This is a genomic window from Chryseobacterium sp. R2A-55 (assembly GCF_021401085.1).
Taxonomy (GTDB): domain Bacteria; phylum Bacteroidota; class Bacteroidia; order Flavobacteriales; family Weeksellaceae; genus Kaistella.
In genome coordinates, this window is record NZ_JACBFP010000006.1 from 45,822 (window position 1) to 61,578 (window position 15,757).

A 15,757-nucleotide genomic window follows, 5' to 3' on the forward strand; every position below is an offset into this window, starting at 1 on the left:
CTTAATTAATAAGTTGTAAAAAAACATGGAGTGAACTCTCTACCGTTTTCATTTCTTCCTTGAGATTTCTTACCAGCAAATTTCGAACTTCAACATCTTTTGCAATACTTGTTATTTGGTCTGCAAGTTCCTTCGCGTTTCTTTCACAAATGAAACCGTTGGTACCGTTTTCAATAAGTTCTGATGCTGATTCAAAATTAGTAACTATAATAGGTTTGCAAAGAAGCTTGGCTTCAATAAGTGTATTGCTTCTGCCCTCATATAGAGAACTTTGCACAAAAATATCACATTGTCTTATATAGGAATAGGGATTATCTTTCGCCCCTAACAAAATAAAATTTTCTTGCACGCTCGACTCTACTATTTTTTTTTCGAGTGTACTCCTCTGTGACCCTTCTCCCAAAACATACCATTTAAAATCAAAATTTCTTTCTTTCAGAATTTTTGAAGTTTCAATTGACAAATCATATCCTTTTTGAGGATGTAACCTGCCCACTGAAATAATATCAATTTCAGATTTTTCAAAACCAGTTTGTTCCTTGCTCATTTCCATGATTTTTTTAACCGGAGTTATATTATAGACGAGCTGGATGTTAATATTATGAGAAGCAAAATTCTTCTTAAGAATTTCCAGGGATTTAAGTCCATTGGCACATAACGCATCTAGCTTTGCAAAGTATTTGCTGTCAAAAGTCTTATCCAAATTGAAAAACTCATAATTTGCACGTATAAAACCAATTTTCTTTTTAGCGCATACAGAATCTACAACGAGGTAAATAGATGTTTTTTCCAGATAACCAATAGCCGCTTCATAGATTTTGTTTTCTAACCCTATACTTTTCCGTAGAAACTTCCAACTGTACTGCTCCGCTTTATTTTTGTTCTTAGCGTAAACCTTGAGATATATAGAGTAGAGTAGCCGGTAAGATAATAACCCGAAGTTTCCTTTAAATAAGAACTTCATCATTGCTGAAAAAATACCGGATGTGAAAATAAAATAATTTTCACCAGGAAAGATCACGTTCACATTCTTGGGGATATCTTTTAGCAGCTCATTCTGCCTTGAAAGCAGGAGTAAATCTATTTCATAAAGTTGGTAGTCCAAAGCAGTGAGTAAATTAACGAGGCTTTTTTCCGCTCCGCCAATTTCAAGACTTGGGATTACAAAAAGTAGTTTTTTCTTCATTTCATTTGGACAACAAAACCTTTTGCTTTTTCTGCCATCTTTTTTATGTCGGGAATTTTTTCAACTAAAATTTTTCTAAGCTGCTCCTCTTCCGCCTTCATTTCCTCAAACTTCGCAATCAGTTTTTCAGCATCTGAAATTTCATCCAAGGACAAAACCAGTTTCTCCTCGCCAAACAGATCTTTGGCAATCCCTCTCGATTTCACGCTGTAGCCTAAAACCAGAGTGGGAACTAAGGTGGAATACGCCGCAATTGTAGCATGAGTTCGCGCTCCGATGAAAAACCTCATCCTGGAAATATATCCTTTGTATTCGGTGGCATTCAAATGATCTGGAAGGAGAATCATTCGACCTGTGTCTTTAAATTTTTGGTAAAACTCAAGCAAAATATCATGATCATTGTTTCCGTTGATGATCACGTGCGGAGTGAGGCAAATATTAAAATCCGTCGTATTCAGGATATGTTCCACCAAATCGAATGCAGCTTTCTTGGAACCTGGATTTTTCTTGAAGACCAAAGGTGAGAAGTTGAACCCAACCGTTCTTCCATCTTTCCAGTTTTCCGGTAAAGGCAATTCTGTCTTTTTCATGAGGAAAGCGCCGTCTGCCACCGGTTTCACATGGGGAATTCCGGCATCGTTCAGGATTTTCTCGGTCAGTGATTCCCTCACCAAAACCAGGTCAAAAGTTTTCAAGTCTTTGATTTTGGCGTCGGTCAAATCCTCCTCGCCTATCGAAGCTCCCCAGAAAACCAGTTTCTTTCCTGTGGATTTGATGACCCTGTCCAATTCATAATAATCCGGTAATTCCCCATAACAGTAATTGTCGCCGCCAATTGACAAAAAAACATCATAATCCTCCAATTTCGAAATAATGTCCTGATGCATCCATCGGTAAGTTGACGTGCGACGGTTAAGGAATTTCTGCTCGATCAAGTTGCGAAACCAAATGGGTGAAAATCTGGAAAAGCTTCTTTCCTGATTGTGATAAATAATCTCATCGATACCTAAAATGTGTTGATCTGAATTGGGCTGCATGGAAGCCAATCCTATTTTGGAAATCTTTGTTTCATTCCTTAAAAGACCTACAGCGGTTCTAACAATCGCTTCACAACCTCTATTTTGGCTTCCACCATGGAAAAATAATAAAACTCTCATCTGTTTCTGTAGTAGCTATATTGAGTAAGCAAATATAACATTAAAACATTTTGTTTTCGGAGGTGGTGGAAAATGGTCGCGGGATATTTTCCCAGCTTCAGTTCACGTAAAATTTGGTGATCCGAAAAAACTTTCTTTACGGTCGGATGCTGCACAATCTCCCTTAGTTTAGAAAACCGCTGTGCATCTGTAAAATCATTTCCCCGATTACCGTAAATATAAACCAGCGAAATTACCGCATTTATAAAGCGTATCCTTTTTAGATTTCCCAGTGTATTTTGATCAATAGCATTTCCTATAATGGTGGTCCAGTCTGTTTCATATACTTCCACGATCCTTTGCAGATAGTCGTATTTAACTATATTTCTGGTCGCGCTACCTTCCACTTCCCGGTAATGATAGCCACAGTAATCCAGAATGGAAATTCGTTGTGCTTTCATTAAAAATTCGATGTTGAACTGTGCGTCTTCACCATGTTGGGTTCCCGAAGGAAATCTGATTTGATGTTCACGAATAATTTCTAAGCGGAAAATTTTGATACATACTGAATTAAAATTATCCTGCCAAAAAAACAGAGGTAGTAAATCATCTACAATTTCTTGACGGTCTATCACGTTAGTGAACCTACCAAAATGATGATTACGGGTGAGTCTTGTGTACACTGCATCTGCTTCGCTTTCTTCTGCTTTTTGAAAAAGTTTTAGAATAAAATCCTTTTCAATGGTATCATCACCATCCACAAAGCCCACATATTTTCCCGTCGCCATTTCCAATCCGGCATTTCTTGCGGCGGAGACACCTTGATTATTCTGGTCAATAACTACAATTCGGGGGTCTTTTTCGGCGAAATCTTTTAGAACTTGCAATGACATATCAGTTGAACCGTCATTGATGCAAATAATTTCGAAATCATGGAAACTTTGTGCCAAAATACTTTCGAGACAGTCACGAAGATAAATCGCGGTGTTGAAAACAGGTATTATTACAGACATTGCTATCATTGAAAACTATTAATATTTCTTATAGATTGATGTCTGCAGTTTGCAGAAGAATTTTTGTGACAAAGTCCCAAGAATCTCCGGATAAGCATCACAAAACTGTCTAAATATTGATAATTCAGGTGCAGAAATATTCTTCAGACCTTTCTTGGACAATTCAGTTGCCAGCTTCTCTACTAATTGTTCCCCATATTGTGCACGGTTCTCTCCACCCAGTTCATAGTCGTTAATGTAAAAGCCAATCAGATAATTCCTTGTGGTCAATCCAATATTAATCGCTTTCACTGCATAATGCTGCAAAACATTATGGGTCTCTTTAATATAATATGTTAACTGTTCAAATAACAAGTTGAGTTTTTTTATTAGGAATTAAGACTTTACAAATATCAAGTTTAATTTTCAGATCGTTTTGAACAACTATAGCGATTGATCTGAATGTTGTAATATCCCCTTCACGTCGTACACCACCGAATTTTCATTCAGATAGTGGTTCAAGTCCAGATCCAGGAATTCCTGGTGGGCAACTCCGAGGATGACGGCGTCGTATTTTTGAGACGAAAGTTCCTTTGTGCTTTCTAGTCCGTATTCATGTTTCACCTCATCCGGGTTGGCCCATGGATCGAAGGTAGTGACCTTCACCGAATAATCCTGCAGCGCTTTCACCACATCCACGATCTTCGTGTTGCGCACGTCCGGACAGTTTTCCTTAAAGGTGAAGCCGAGCATCAGAATTTCCGCACCATTGACCTTGATGTTTTTTTTGATCATGGTCTTGATCACCTGTGAAGCCACATATTCCCCCATGGAATCGTTCACTTTCCGGCCCGCCAAAATAATTTCCGGATGGTAGCCGAATTCCTGCGCCTTCTGGGCGAGATAGTAGGGATCCACCCCGATGCAGTGGCCGCCAACCAATCCGGGTTTGAAGTTGAGGAAATTCCATTTCGTTCCGGCAGCCGCTAAAACGTCGTGGGTATCAATATTCATTAAATTAAAGATTTTCGCCAGCTCATTGACAAACGCGATATTGATGTCGCGCTGCGAGTTTTCGATGACCTTCGCCGCTTCCGCCACCTTGATGCTGGGTGCCAGATGGGTCCCCGCCGTAATCACCGATCGGTAAAGATCGTTGACCAACGCTCCTGTTTCTGGATTGGAACCGGAGGTAACCTTTAATATTTTTTCTACGGTATGTTCTTTGTCTCCCGGATTGATGCGCTCCGGCGAATACCCGGCAAAGAAATCCTGATTGAACTTCAACCCGGAAATCTGCTCCACCACGGGAATGCAGTCTTCCTCGGTAGCTCCCGGATACACGGTGGATTCGTAGATCACCACATCTCCTTTCCTGATGACTTTTCCCACCGTTTCACTGGCCTTGATCAAAGGCGTGAGCACCGGCCGCTGATTTTTATCTACCGGAGTGGGCACCGTGACGATGTAGATATTGGCATCTGCGATGTCCTGAAGGTTGGAAGAGCAGTATAAGCCTGAAGGGTGAGGGTGAGGGTGAGGTTGAGGTTCAGGTTCAGGTTGAGGTTGAGGTTCAGGTTGAGGTTCAGGTTGAGGTTGAGGGTTGGTCAACGGATTTTCTGTAAGGAGGACGGATTGGAGCAGTTCGGTGGAGACTTCCAAGGTGGAGTCTTCGCCGCGGCGCAGTTCGGCAATCCGGCTCTCGTTAATGTCGAATCCAACCACCGGATATTGGGTCGCAAACAGTCTTGCCAAAGGCAATCCCACATATCCCAAACCGATTATTGCTATTTTATGTTGCTTCATGTTCTGCTGCTTTTGCCGTCGTAATTTTTATCGTGTAAAGATATTCTATTTTTTGTTTTTGGTTTTTAACTCCAGATGAATTCTGCACCGTGACTTCGACTGCGCTCATTCACCGGAGTCTAAGTCACAGATGCTCCCAATACCACTTCACCGCCTCTTTCAGGCCTTCCTCAAAACGGTGCGTCGGCGAGTATCCCAATAATTTTTTCGCCTTTTCGATGCTCGCCTTGGAATGGGGCACGTCTCCCGTCCGAAGCGGCCCGTGTTTGATGGCTACCGAAGTGATTTCCGGGTCATATGCTGAGAGCAGGCTTCGCAGGAGTTCCGCCATCTGCTGGATGGTCGTCTGGTCTCCCACGGCGGTATTGTAAACCTGGTTGATGGCTTCCGGGTTTTCAGTGAGCATCGCCCTTTCGTTCATCTGGATCACATTGTCGATATAGGTGAAATCCCGGGAGTAATCTCCGGCACCGTTGATCACCGGACTTTCGTGATTCATCAGCTGGATCACGAACTTGGGAATCACCGCGGCATAGGCTCCGTTAGGATTCTGCCTCCTTCCAAATACATTGAAATAGCGGAGTCCGATACATTCCAAACCATAAACCTTGCTGAAAACATCGGCATAGAGCTCGTTCACGTATTTGGTGACGGCATAAGGCGACAGCGGTTTCCCGATCACCTCTTCCACTTTGGGCAAGATCTCGGAATCCCCGTAAGTGGAAGAACTTGCCGCGTAGATGAAACGCTTTACTCCGGAGTCCCTAGTGGCAATCAGCATATTGAGGAATCCGTCCACATTGACCGCATTGGTGGTGACTGGATCATGGATGGATCTCGGAACCGAACCCAATGCCGCCTGATGCAGGATGAAATCCTGACCTTCGCAGGCTTTTCGGCAGATTTCCAGATCGCGGATATCGCCTTCGATCAGCGTAAAATGGGGCAGCGGTAAAAGGGGTTCAATATGGTGCCGGAATCCGGTAGAGAAATTATCGAGACAGGTGACTTCATATCCTTTCCGGATAAAGTAGTCACACAGATTGGAACCGATGAAACCCGCTCCTCCTGTTATTAAAATCTTTTTCATTGATATTTACTTTTGGTTCCCGGTGGCAATCGGCATGGTTTTTTTCAGATCAGGGTAATGAAATATTTACCTAAGCATGAATTCATCATGATTTCTGCTACGCAGCCGGACAGATCGCGATCTGTCCCTACAAAGATGGGATTAAATTGAACAAAATTGAACTATTGGAACACTATTGAACCATTAAATCCTAAACCGTTCCCACCACTTCATATTCCCCTCATCATGCGTATAGGAATAGTATCCGTAACCGTATTTTTTTCCGTACCGGGTATTTTCCGGCTTTACCCCGTTCAGGACAAAGGCCATATTTTTGATCAAATTTTCCTTTTGGAATCCTGCGGCGAAATCAATCATTTCCTTCTCGGTAAAATCAGATTTGACCACATACAGCACTGCATCTGAATTTTCCACCAGATGAAGCGTGTCACTGACGAGCATGACTGGGGCACTATCGATCACAATATAGTCATATCGGGTTTTGAGGTATGCGATCATGTCGTCAAACTTCTTCATATCCAGCAAGTCATTCGGATTGGGGGCGATCTGTCCGCTGAAGAGCACATCCAGGTTTTCAAGGACACCGGATTTCACGACATACCGGTCCGGATGATGATCCTCCGAAACCAAATAGTCGGTTAACCCAACATTTTTTCCCTCTACAAACCGGTGCAGTTGCGGATTACGGATATCTGCTCCCACAATGATCACTTTGCTTTTTCCGCCTAAAGTGAGTGCGGTGTTCATGGCGATGGTAGTTTTCCCCTCCCCTTTCACCGAGGACGTGACCAAAATAACGCCTCCTTTTTCCACGCCTTTCGCCTTCAGTACAAATTTCAGATTAGAGCCCAGAATCCGGAACGATTCGGCAAATACTGAAAAATCATTGGGATGAACCATGGCATTTTCAGTCTTATTCACAGGAATTTCTGCAATAACGGAGGCATCCGGAATGACGGAAAGGATATGCTGTTTGGTATGCACTTTCGTGTCCATCAAATCCAAGCCTACAAAAAGCAGGAGCGGCAGTAAAAAACCGGCCGCTACTGATCCGTAAATAATTTGGCGGTACAGCGGTTTCACGATTCCGGTAGTAAATGCGGGATTTACTACTTTCGCTTTCGGAGCAGTGACCGCCAAGGTGATGGCGTTTTCTTCTCTTTTTTGCAGCAGGTAGAGGTAGAGCTGTTCCTTCAGGGTCTGCTGCCGGTCTATACCCCGGAAAATTTTTTCCTGCGAAGGGTATTTGCTGATATTTCCTTTGGCCAAATTAAGCTGCGCATTGGCCTGTGCAATCTGAAGCTGAAGGGTTTCCCTGGATTCTAGAAGATTCTTTTTAATGAGACCCCGCAGTACGGTGATCTGCTTATTCATTTCAATGACCGATGGATTCTCGTAGGTCGCCTGCTTCAATACCCGGTTTCTGGTCAGCAGTAAAGCGTTGTACTCTGAAATATTATTTTCCGCAGCGCTGTTTAGACCCATTCCGGTGGGAATCAGTTGCTCGCCGGTGGTCATGTTCAAAAGGGAGTTCACCAGATCAAGCTGCATAGAATTGCTGACAATGGATTTGGTGTTGTCGTCGGCTTTGCTCAAAGCCATATTGGCCTGGGTCTGTAAATCAACGATATGATTGGACCGTTTGAATCTTTCTTTTTCGCCTTCGATGTCCGAGAGGTCATCGCTGATGATCGCGAGACGGTCATTAATGAAATTATGCGTGTTCTGTGCCTCTTCGTTTTTATCATTGACCCCTTCAATCAAATATTGCTTGGTGAGTTCATTGAGAATATCTTCAGATTTTTTGGGCACCGGACCCACCATGGAAAGCTCCATCAGAAGTCCTTTGTTTTCAGGCAGGTTCACGTTGATGGCCCCTTCCAATCCGGAGACCACTGATTTCAGATTCCGAAACTGCACCTTGAGCGGATAAGTGAGCCGGCTTCCGGGCTTGGTACTGATTTGAACCAAACCGAAGCTGAGCATGACCGGGGTATTAAGAGGATAGACCGTTTTACCGTTAGCAAGTCGGAATGCGTTTTTTCCCGCCGGAATGATTTCCAAGGTTTGGCCCCAAAAACGGTCTGGCTGATTTAATTTGATGATTTTTCCGGTGAGCGGTGAGTCCTCATAAAGTTCCACCTCCTTAATCGTTCCCATACTGAAAAAACTCACTTCCAAATTCAGGTTTTTAGCCACCGTCCCTAAAATGGGTTTGGAAACAATGACGGTAGTTTCGCCCTGCAGTTCATTATCACCGCTCACTCCCATTCCCAGGTTTTTCAGGTCGCTTAATGCGGTGGTCTTGCCTTTGGTTTCCTGAAGTTTCAGGGTAGTTTTGGAATAATATTGCGGAACGGAATATCTTAAATAAATCTTGGCACCGGTATAAAAGAGAATCATGCTGAGCAAAAAGTACGGCCACTTCCTAAGATACCTTACGATTTCCTTTTTGATATTGATGGGCCGGGTTCGCTGCTGAGGCAACGAATTTTCTAGAAGTTCCATTTCTATTTAATGCGCAAGATCGTGATAAAAAGCGCCAAAACCCCTGATACCACCCCTACATACTTTAGGGCTTTGTCAAGTTTCGCACTGTTATTCACGGCAATCTGCTGATTTTTGTCGGGTTCTACATATATGATATCATTCTGCTGAATATAGTAATAAGGCGAGTTCACAATCCCGGCATCGGTCAAATCAAGCGAAATAGCATTGTCCTTTCCTTCCTTTTCAGAATACCGGATCAGTTTCACGTTGGTTTTATTGCCGCCTACATTAATATCCCCCGCAATCGCGAGTGCCTGCAAAATATTCACTTTTTCCGTGGCCGCAGTTTTTAAACCTTTTGAACCGACTTCCCCCAAGACAAAAAAGTTGAAATTGGCAAGGTTCACCGTCACCAATGGATCGGTGAGGTATCTTTTCAGCCGGAGCTCGAGGTCATCTTTGAGCTGCTGCTTGGTCATCCCTTTACAGTAAATGCTTCCCAATACCGGAAAAATAATCGTGCCGTCTGAATTGACGGTGTAAAGGCTCCCGGCGACAGCCGTCATATTCGGATTGGCAGTACTATTGCCGGTAGCGGCAGAACTGGTGCGCGACATGGTATTCATATTGAAAGGCCGCACCGCGATTTCATCAAATGCAGAAACCAGAATATTGAGCTGATCTCCTTCCTGAATGTGCAAACCGGTATATCTGGCTTCGGAAACCTCCTGCTCAAAGTTGTAGTTCGACAGGTAAACGATGTTCTTCTTCGGACTGCATGAAAAGAGTACAATTAAAGTGAATATCGTAATAAATACCTTGAAGTATTTTCTCATTTCTTAATATTAAGATTACATGTGTAAAGATATTTTGACCAAAAGGTAATCTTAAGGTGGGAGGTTAGATGGTTTCTACCACCAGTTTTCGTTCAGGTAATAGTTGATCCCTATCCCCAAAAGTCGGTTGTAGGTAAAGTGCGACTTGTTATTCGGATACACTTTGCTGAAACCCCAATCGTATCTCATGAAAACCTCCACCTGGTGGGAAACCGCCATCCCGATCCCGAAAGACGCTCCATAGCCAAATTTGTTGATCACATCATCTTGGTTATATTTAAAGTAATCAAGGTCATATTGAGGGGAAACACTCTTTTCCTGTCTTACCAGATACTCAATTCTGGGTCCGGCGAATGCATACACGTCACGCTTCATATTCCCCTTGTGGAAGAAATACTTCAGGTAAACCTGAAACGCCACGTAGTCATGAAAATATTTCTGCTTACCATAGAGATCTGTATCCACCTCCGCAAACTCTCCCTGCATACTGTATTCCAACTGTCCCTGAAGATAAAGCCAAGCGGAGTCAAAAATATCGTTTTCCACCAATGGAATCTGTGCCAAAAAACCCAAACCTCCTCCGTAACTTCCTTTGGATACATCATGCACCCCCACGATCGATCCTTTGTGAAAATTCCCGGTGATACCATATTTGAAATCCTGGGCGTTCATGGTGAACAGAAGAAAAACCGCAATAAGCGTGATCAATTTTTTCATATAGTATATAATGATGGTATTAAATCTACTGGTTTTCCCAATTGATGGCTTCAATCCATAAATAATTAGGTATCCATAAAATACGGTGCAAATTAATTAAAATTATTTTAATTAATCACCCTTTTTTCAAGATTGGATTTGAATTTTATATTAACAGGTGCTTTTTGATGTGAATGGGGATTGTCCACCTGCGGCTCAAGCAAGCCAAAAAAGGCTTATTTTGCATCCCATCTATTATTCTGAACTGCAACAATTTCCACCTGGCGCAGTTCGCCCATGATCATCATCGCAAATTCCAAATGCTCTGCCATTCTAAAGACGGATGGTAAGCATTCTCAATTCTTAAAATTCAACTTTCAGCAATCCCGTCGAGGTGATTCCCACTCACTGATCGTCCGGAGGACGACATCTGATTAACCATAAGATTCATCTTATGGCCATAGCTCGGAGAGCGGAATCCTGTATCCTCAAGCCCCATCTTAGGGCGAGCACGTGGAGGCAAGAACACGTGATGTCCTACGGACATGGGGTGCGTGCATTCACCTGCAACCACAGGTTGCACCCGTGGTTATTCACATTTTGTCCTCCGGACAAGCCGTTCCCGATTTTTGCAGACTGCTTCAGCCATATCCAGATATGGGCACCATAACCGGCATCCTTACCAGATCATGCTCAGCCAAGAAGCCTTCCGGAGGACCGAATGTGCTATCCTTAAGATTCATTTTGATGATCCCGGGGACATGATCACTGCGCCGGTGGACGACATGTGATTAAGTAGCAACTAGAAGCACTCATCGTCCGGAGGACGACATCTGATTAACCATAAGATTCATCTTATGGCCATAGCTCGGAGAGCGGAACAAGATCATCTCTTCATTCCTCTGAACTTCCCAAAACCTCCAAAACCTCCTCATATTCATAACCCCGACTAAGGAGATACTTGATGGTTTTCGACTTCTTCTGGTATTCCTTCAAGCCTTTTTGTTTTTGAAAGTAGTCCTTATATATATGGTGTAACTTTTTCTGATAATCCGCTTCATCAATCTCATCAAAACAGCGGTTGATCAATTTCTCCGGGACCCCTTTGAATTTCAGCTGCATCCTGATTTTGTTTCTCCCCCAGGATTTGATATAGAACTTCCCACGGATATAGCTTCTGGTGAACCGCTCCTCATTGAGGTAGTTTTCCCTCATTAGGAAGAGCAGCAGCTCATCTTTGGCTTCCGGGATCAGCAGGAACTCCCGCATCTTTTGCTCCACTTCGCTGTGGCAACGATCCTGATAACTGCAGTAGTTCATCAGTTTCTGCTTGATTTCGGCGAAGGTGTAGGATTTTTTTTCCATTCCGGGAAAAGATTTTCAGGCTGCAAGATACGACAGTTCTGGAATTAAGATCAACCGATATTTTTTCATTAAGGTCCATTTCATTGTCGTTACCTGTAAACAATCCCCTTTCAAGGGCGGAATTTCTTTCACCCAAATCATTTCTAATAGTTTCAAACAAACTCAAAACCTCCCAAACAATCTCAAACAATATCTCTATTTTTGCTAAAATCTTTTTTTATGAAGCGCGCTTTGATCTACTTTTTGTTAGGGACCGTCATCAGTTTCCTCCTGAATTATTTTTTCTTCGGAAGCCAGGGCTGGAAACTCGATCTTTATTACGGGTTCTCATTCGGTGCGGCTTGGGGAATCGCCTACTTTTTGGATGACGAACGGTTTTCATTGGCAAAAAAATTCATGATTTCATTTGCCGCGATGGCGGTATTGGTCGGAATAGGGACATTGATTTTCAGTTTGGAGCTTGCGGTTCCTTCAATCCTCAAATTCTCCACTGTTTTCGTCGCCTATTATCTGATCGCGAGTTTCCGGGCCACTAAATCCTTGCGGAAATAATTTCCGTATCATCACCAATAGATGAAATTTTTAGGGAAAACGGTCTATTAACCTGTCTGCCGACATGCATACTGTTCACTCCTACGGAGTGATTTACCCACTTGTACCCATTTGCCACAAACCTGTCACTCCTACGGAGTGATTTTCGTGCGACAACTATTTATCCACAAACCTGACTGTAGACAAGCAGGCTGGTTACTCCTGCGGAGGTCTATTAACCATTCTCACTCCTTACCCACTCGTAAACATTTGCTACAAAGCTGACTGCAGACAGGTTTGTAGAAAAAAACATTAAACAAGGTAAAAGCACTTCGCAGAAGTGCACCGTTAATCCTATGATTTCAAAAACAAAGGGAATAGAAGAATAGGATCGTAACAACACCCCTCCACTCACACTAATTTATGAATCATCATTATTGGTCTTCATTAAATTGATGGTTTTCAGGCGCCGGATGAAACTTCAAAAACAATCAACCTCCCACTTTAATGAGCACGTTGTTCGCGCCAAAAAAAGCCAAAAACCACCAAACAAAGATTGGAAATCCCAAAACCAAAACACCTAAAAAATAAAGGGCGAACAATTTTCTCCGTTTAAAAAAAATCCCTACCTTTGCACACCCTTATTGGGAAAATTATGTTTAACCGTAAACGAAAAAGTGTGAATACATTAAGTTACAAAACTATTTCAGCGAACAAAGCTACTGCGAATAAAGAATGGGTCGTGGTGGACGCTGAAGGACAACCTTTGGGAAGATTGGCTTCTCAGGTTGCCAAGATTTTGAGAGGAAAGCACAAGACGAACTACACCCCACACGTTGACTGTGGCGACAATGTAATCGTTTTGAATGCTGGGAAAGTGACCCTTTCCGGAAACAAGTGGGCCGACAAAACTTACATTTGGCACACCGGATATCCTGGTGGACAAAAGTCGATGACTGCTCTTGAACTTCAAAAGAAAGATCCATTGAAAGTATTGGAAAAATCCGTAAAAGGAATGCTTCCAAAAACCAAACTGGGTTCTACTTTGTTCAAAAACCTTTATCTCTATGAAGGAACTGAGCACAAACACGAAGCGCAACAGCCAAAAGTAATCAATATTAACGAATTCAAATAATTAATATGTCAATAGTTCACAAAATCGGAAGAAGAAAAACTTCTGTTGCCAGAGTTTACGTGAAACCAGGAACTGGAAACATCACCATCAACAAAAAAGACTCTAAAGAGTACTTTGGAACTGATGTGTTGGTTTACAAAATCAACCAACCCTTCATCCTTACCGAAACAGTAGGTCAGTATGATGTGACGGTTAACGTTTTCGGCGGTGGAATCACAGGACAGGCAGAGGCAATCAGAATGGGACTTTCCAGAGCACTATGCGAAATCAACGAAGAATTCAGAGGAATGTTGAAACCTCACGGTCTTCTTACCAGAGACGCCAGAATGGTGGAAAGAAAGAAACCAGGACAGAAAAAAGCGAGAAAGAGATTCCAATTCTCGAAACGTTAATCTCGAGATTCGAGATGTTCAGACAAGAGCGTGGAGACTATGATCTCATGCCTCATGTCTATTAATCTATTATCTAACAAAATAGCCCCGTTTAGTTTAGCATCCAAACTCTTCTCCCATCTAAAGACGAGTTGATTGCAAAAAAGCGGAACGTAAACTAAAAACAAAAAAGAGACATGGCTAAAGCAAATGTTAAAGACCTTTTAGAGGCAGGTGTACACTTCGGTCACATGACCAGAAAGTGGAATCCAAATATGGCTCCATACATCTTCATGGAGAAAAACGGTATTCACATCATAGACTTACATAAAACAGCTGTGAAATTAGACGAAGCTTGTAACGCTTTGGAAAAAATCACTTCTGCGGGCAAAAAAGTCCTTTTCGTAGCAACTAAGAAACAAGCTAAAGAGGTTGTTGCAAAACACGCTACCGAACTGAACATGCCTTATATCACTGAAAGATGGCCGGGAGGAATGTTGACCAACTTCGTCACCATCCGTAAAGCAGTGAAAAAAATGAACCACATCGACAAAATGAAGAAAGACGGTACTTTCGAAACTTTGTCGAAAAAAGAAAGATTGCAAGTGGACCGTCAAAGAGCGAACCTGGAGAAAAACTTGGGTTCCATCGCAGACATGGTTCGTCTTCCTTCTGCCCTTTTCGTAGTGGACATCATGAGCGAGCACATCGCGGTAACTGAAGCCAAAAAATTAGGCATCCCAGTTTTCGCCATCGTGGACACCAACTCTGATCCAAGAAAAGTAGACTTCGTAATCCCAGGAAACGACGATGCTTCCAAAGCAATCGACATGATCCTGAACGTGGTTTCTGATTCCATCAAAGAAGGACTTTCTCAAAGAAAAGCTGACAAAGAAAAATCCAAAGAAGAAGGCGAAAAAGTATCAGCAGATGCTGATGCAGATTTCGATAACGCTGCTGAATAAGGGTTTACTCTTAGCAATAATAAAAGGCTCAGATATTTTCTGGGCCTTTTTTTGTGGATGCAACTTCCGAAATCCAACTACGTGCAAATTAATTTTATGGTAACTTTACGAAATCACTTTCGGAAAAACAACATCCGATTAATGATAAGTTTTACCTTTTTGAATCGCGAACCCATCTCGAGGACGATAGGTGATTAACCATAAGATTTATCTTATGTCATCAAACCTACTGATAACCTCCGCCCAGAAAGTGGAACAAAAATAAAACCATGAGCTACATCCAATCACTTCATCACCTTATCATTCGCACGAAACACAGCAAAAACGTTTTGTCAAACGAACATTCGGAGGAATTATACCGCTACATCGCCGGATACATCAAAAACAAAAAATCATTTTTATACAGAATTAATGGGATGCCAGATCACATCCATATTCTGGTCGGAATTCACTCCACCATTTCGCTAGCTGACTTCGTCAAAGAATTAAAAACCTCCGCAAATCCTTGGATAAAAAGCAGCGGCAAATTTCCTAAATTCACTTCTTGGGGAGCAAAGTATGGAGCTTTCACGATTCGTTACCAAGAGAAGGATTCATTGATCGAATATATCAAGAACCAAAGAGAGCACCACAAAACCGAATCCTTTGAAGACGAATATCGCAGACTTATTGAGGAAAATGGAATTGAGATCGATGAGCAGTACTTCCTGAAGGATTGAATTGATCTGATGTCCGACGGACATCGTGGAGTCTGCGTCGATGGTCACCATATGCTTGCGCATATGGCTAATCACATCTTGTCCTCCGGACAAGCCGTTCCCGGTTTTTGCAGACCGCTTCAGCCATATCCGGATATGGGCACCACGACCAGCATCCTTGCAAGATTATGCTCTGCCAAGAAGCCTTCCGGAGGACCGAATGTGAAATCCATAAGATTCATTTTGATGATCTCGCGGACGAGATAACCCACCAATCGTCCGGGAGGAGCAGATCTGCTTAACCATAAGATTAGTCCTATACAGGAACAGCTACCACACTCACTCATCGTCCGGAGGACGATATGTGATTAACCATAAGATTCATCTTATGGAGGAACAGCTACAACGCACTCATCGTCCGGACGACGATAGGTGATTAACCATAAGATTCATCTTATGG

The 15,757-nt window shown here is 42.6% G+C and carries 17 protein-coding genes; 6 read left to right on the top strand and 11 right to left on the bottom strand.

The window, feature by feature from the left end:
- Nucleotide 1 precedes the first annotated feature (1 nt).
- The 11 genes from L0951_RS08155 to L0951_RS08200 form a co-directional block, all read right to left on the bottom strand.
- On the bottom strand, nt 2-1,186 hold the full coding sequence (locus L0951_RS08155; protein WP_234110741.1) for a glycosyltransferase: 1,185 nt from the start codon (nt 1,184-1,186) through the stop codon (nt 2-4).
- Nucleotides 1,183-2,343, bottom strand: a complete 1,161-nt coding sequence (locus L0951_RS08160; RefSeq protein ID WP_234110742.1) for a polysaccharide pyruvyl transferase family protein — start codon at nt 2,341-2,343, stop codon at nt 1,183-1,185. The genes L0951_RS08155 and L0951_RS08160 overlap by 4 nt, the downstream gene beginning before the upstream one ends.
- Nucleotides 2,340-3,335, bottom strand: a complete 996-nt coding sequence (locus L0951_RS08165; protein WP_234110743.1) for a glycosyltransferase family 2 protein — start codon at nt 3,333-3,335, stop codon at nt 2,340-2,342. The genes L0951_RS08160 and L0951_RS08165 overlap by 4 nt, the downstream gene beginning before the upstream one ends.
- An 18-nt stretch (nt 3,336-3,353) precedes the next feature.
- Nucleotides 3,354-3,689, bottom strand: coding sequence for a DUF1016 N-terminal domain-containing protein (locus tag L0951_RS08170; protein WP_234110744.1), 336 nt, complete (start codon nt 3,687-3,689; stop codon nt 3,354-3,356).
- A gap of 69 nt (nt 3,690-3,758) precedes the next feature.
- Nucleotides 3,759-5,120: a nucleotide sugar dehydrogenase gene (locus tag L0951_RS08175; RefSeq protein WP_234110745.1), complete on the bottom strand. Its 1,362-nt coding sequence runs from the start codon at nt 5,118-5,120 to the stop codon at nt 3,759-3,761.
- Nucleotides 5,107-5,229, bottom strand: coding sequence for a hypothetical protein (locus tag L0951_RS13695; RefSeq protein WP_262908468.1), 123 nt, complete (start codon nt 5,227-5,229; stop codon nt 5,107-5,109). Before L0951_RS13695 ends, L0951_RS08175 begins: the two co-directional genes overlap by 14 nt.
- Before the next feature lie 15 nt (nt 5,230-5,244).
- Nucleotides 5,245-6,210 (bottom strand): SDR family oxidoreductase, encoded by a 966-nt coding sequence (locus L0951_RS08180; protein ID WP_234110746.1) that lies wholly within the window; start codon nt 6,208-6,210, stop codon nt 5,245-5,247.
- 183 nt (nt 6,211-6,393) lie between these two features.
- Entirely contained in the window at nt 6,394-8,718 is a 2,325-nt protein-coding gene (locus L0951_RS08185; protein WP_234110747.1) for a GumC family protein, read from the bottom strand.
- A 2-nt stretch (nt 8,719-8,720) separates the two neighbouring features.
- Nucleotides 8,721-9,536: a polysaccharide biosynthesis/export family protein gene (locus L0951_RS08190; protein WP_234110748.1), complete on the bottom strand. Its 816-nt coding sequence runs from the start codon at nt 9,534-9,536 to the stop codon at nt 8,721-8,723.
- Nucleotides 9,537-9,611: 75 nt separating this feature from the next.
- On the bottom strand, nt 9,612-10,253 hold the full coding sequence (locus L0951_RS08195; RefSeq protein WP_234110749.1) for an outer membrane beta-barrel protein: 642 nt from the start codon (nt 10,251-10,253) through the stop codon (nt 9,612-9,614).
- Nucleotides 10,254-11,126: 873 nt separating this feature from the next.
- Nucleotides 11,127-11,597, bottom strand: a complete 471-nt coding sequence (locus tag L0951_RS08200) for a regulatory protein RecX (RefSeq protein ID WP_234110750.1) — start codon at nt 11,595-11,597, stop codon at nt 11,127-11,129.
- A gap of 219 nt (nt 11,598-11,816) precedes the next feature.
- Between L0951_RS08200 and L0951_RS08205 the strand changes: the two genes are divergently transcribed.
- From L0951_RS08205 to L0951_RS08230, 6 genes are all read left to right on the top strand, one after another.
- Complete coding sequence (locus L0951_RS08205; protein WP_234110751.1) at nt 11,817-12,149, top strand: hypothetical protein; 333 nt, start codon at nt 11,817-11,819, stop codon at nt 12,147-12,149.
- Between the two features lie 658 nt (nt 12,150-12,807).
- A complete protein-coding gene (gene rplM / locus L0951_RS08210; protein ID WP_048500806.1) occupies nt 12,808-13,263 on the top strand; it encodes a 50S ribosomal protein L13 in 456 nt (151 codons plus the stop codon).
- A 5-nt stretch (nt 13,264-13,268) separates the two neighbouring features.
- Nucleotides 13,269-13,655: a 30S ribosomal protein S9 gene (rpsI, locus tag L0951_RS08215; protein WP_234110752.1), complete on the top strand. Its 387-nt coding sequence runs from the start codon at nt 13,269-13,271 to the stop codon at nt 13,653-13,655.
- A 176-nt stretch (nt 13,656-13,831) separates the two neighbouring features.
- Entirely contained in the window at nt 13,832-14,599 is a 768-nt protein-coding gene (rpsB, locus tag L0951_RS08220; RefSeq protein WP_234110753.1) for a 30S ribosomal protein S2, read from the top strand.
- 269 nt (nt 14,600-14,868) lie between these two features.
- A complete protein-coding gene (locus L0951_RS08225) occupies nt 14,869-15,318 on the top strand; it encodes a transposase (protein WP_234110754.1) in 450 nt (149 codons plus the stop codon).
- A gap of 63 nt (nt 15,319-15,381) precedes the next feature.
- On the top strand, nt 15,382-15,564 hold the full coding sequence (locus L0951_RS08230) for a hypothetical protein (protein ID WP_234110755.1): 183 nt from the start codon (nt 15,382-15,384) through the stop codon (nt 15,562-15,564).
- The last annotated feature ends 193 nt before the right edge of the window (nt 15,565-15,757 follow it).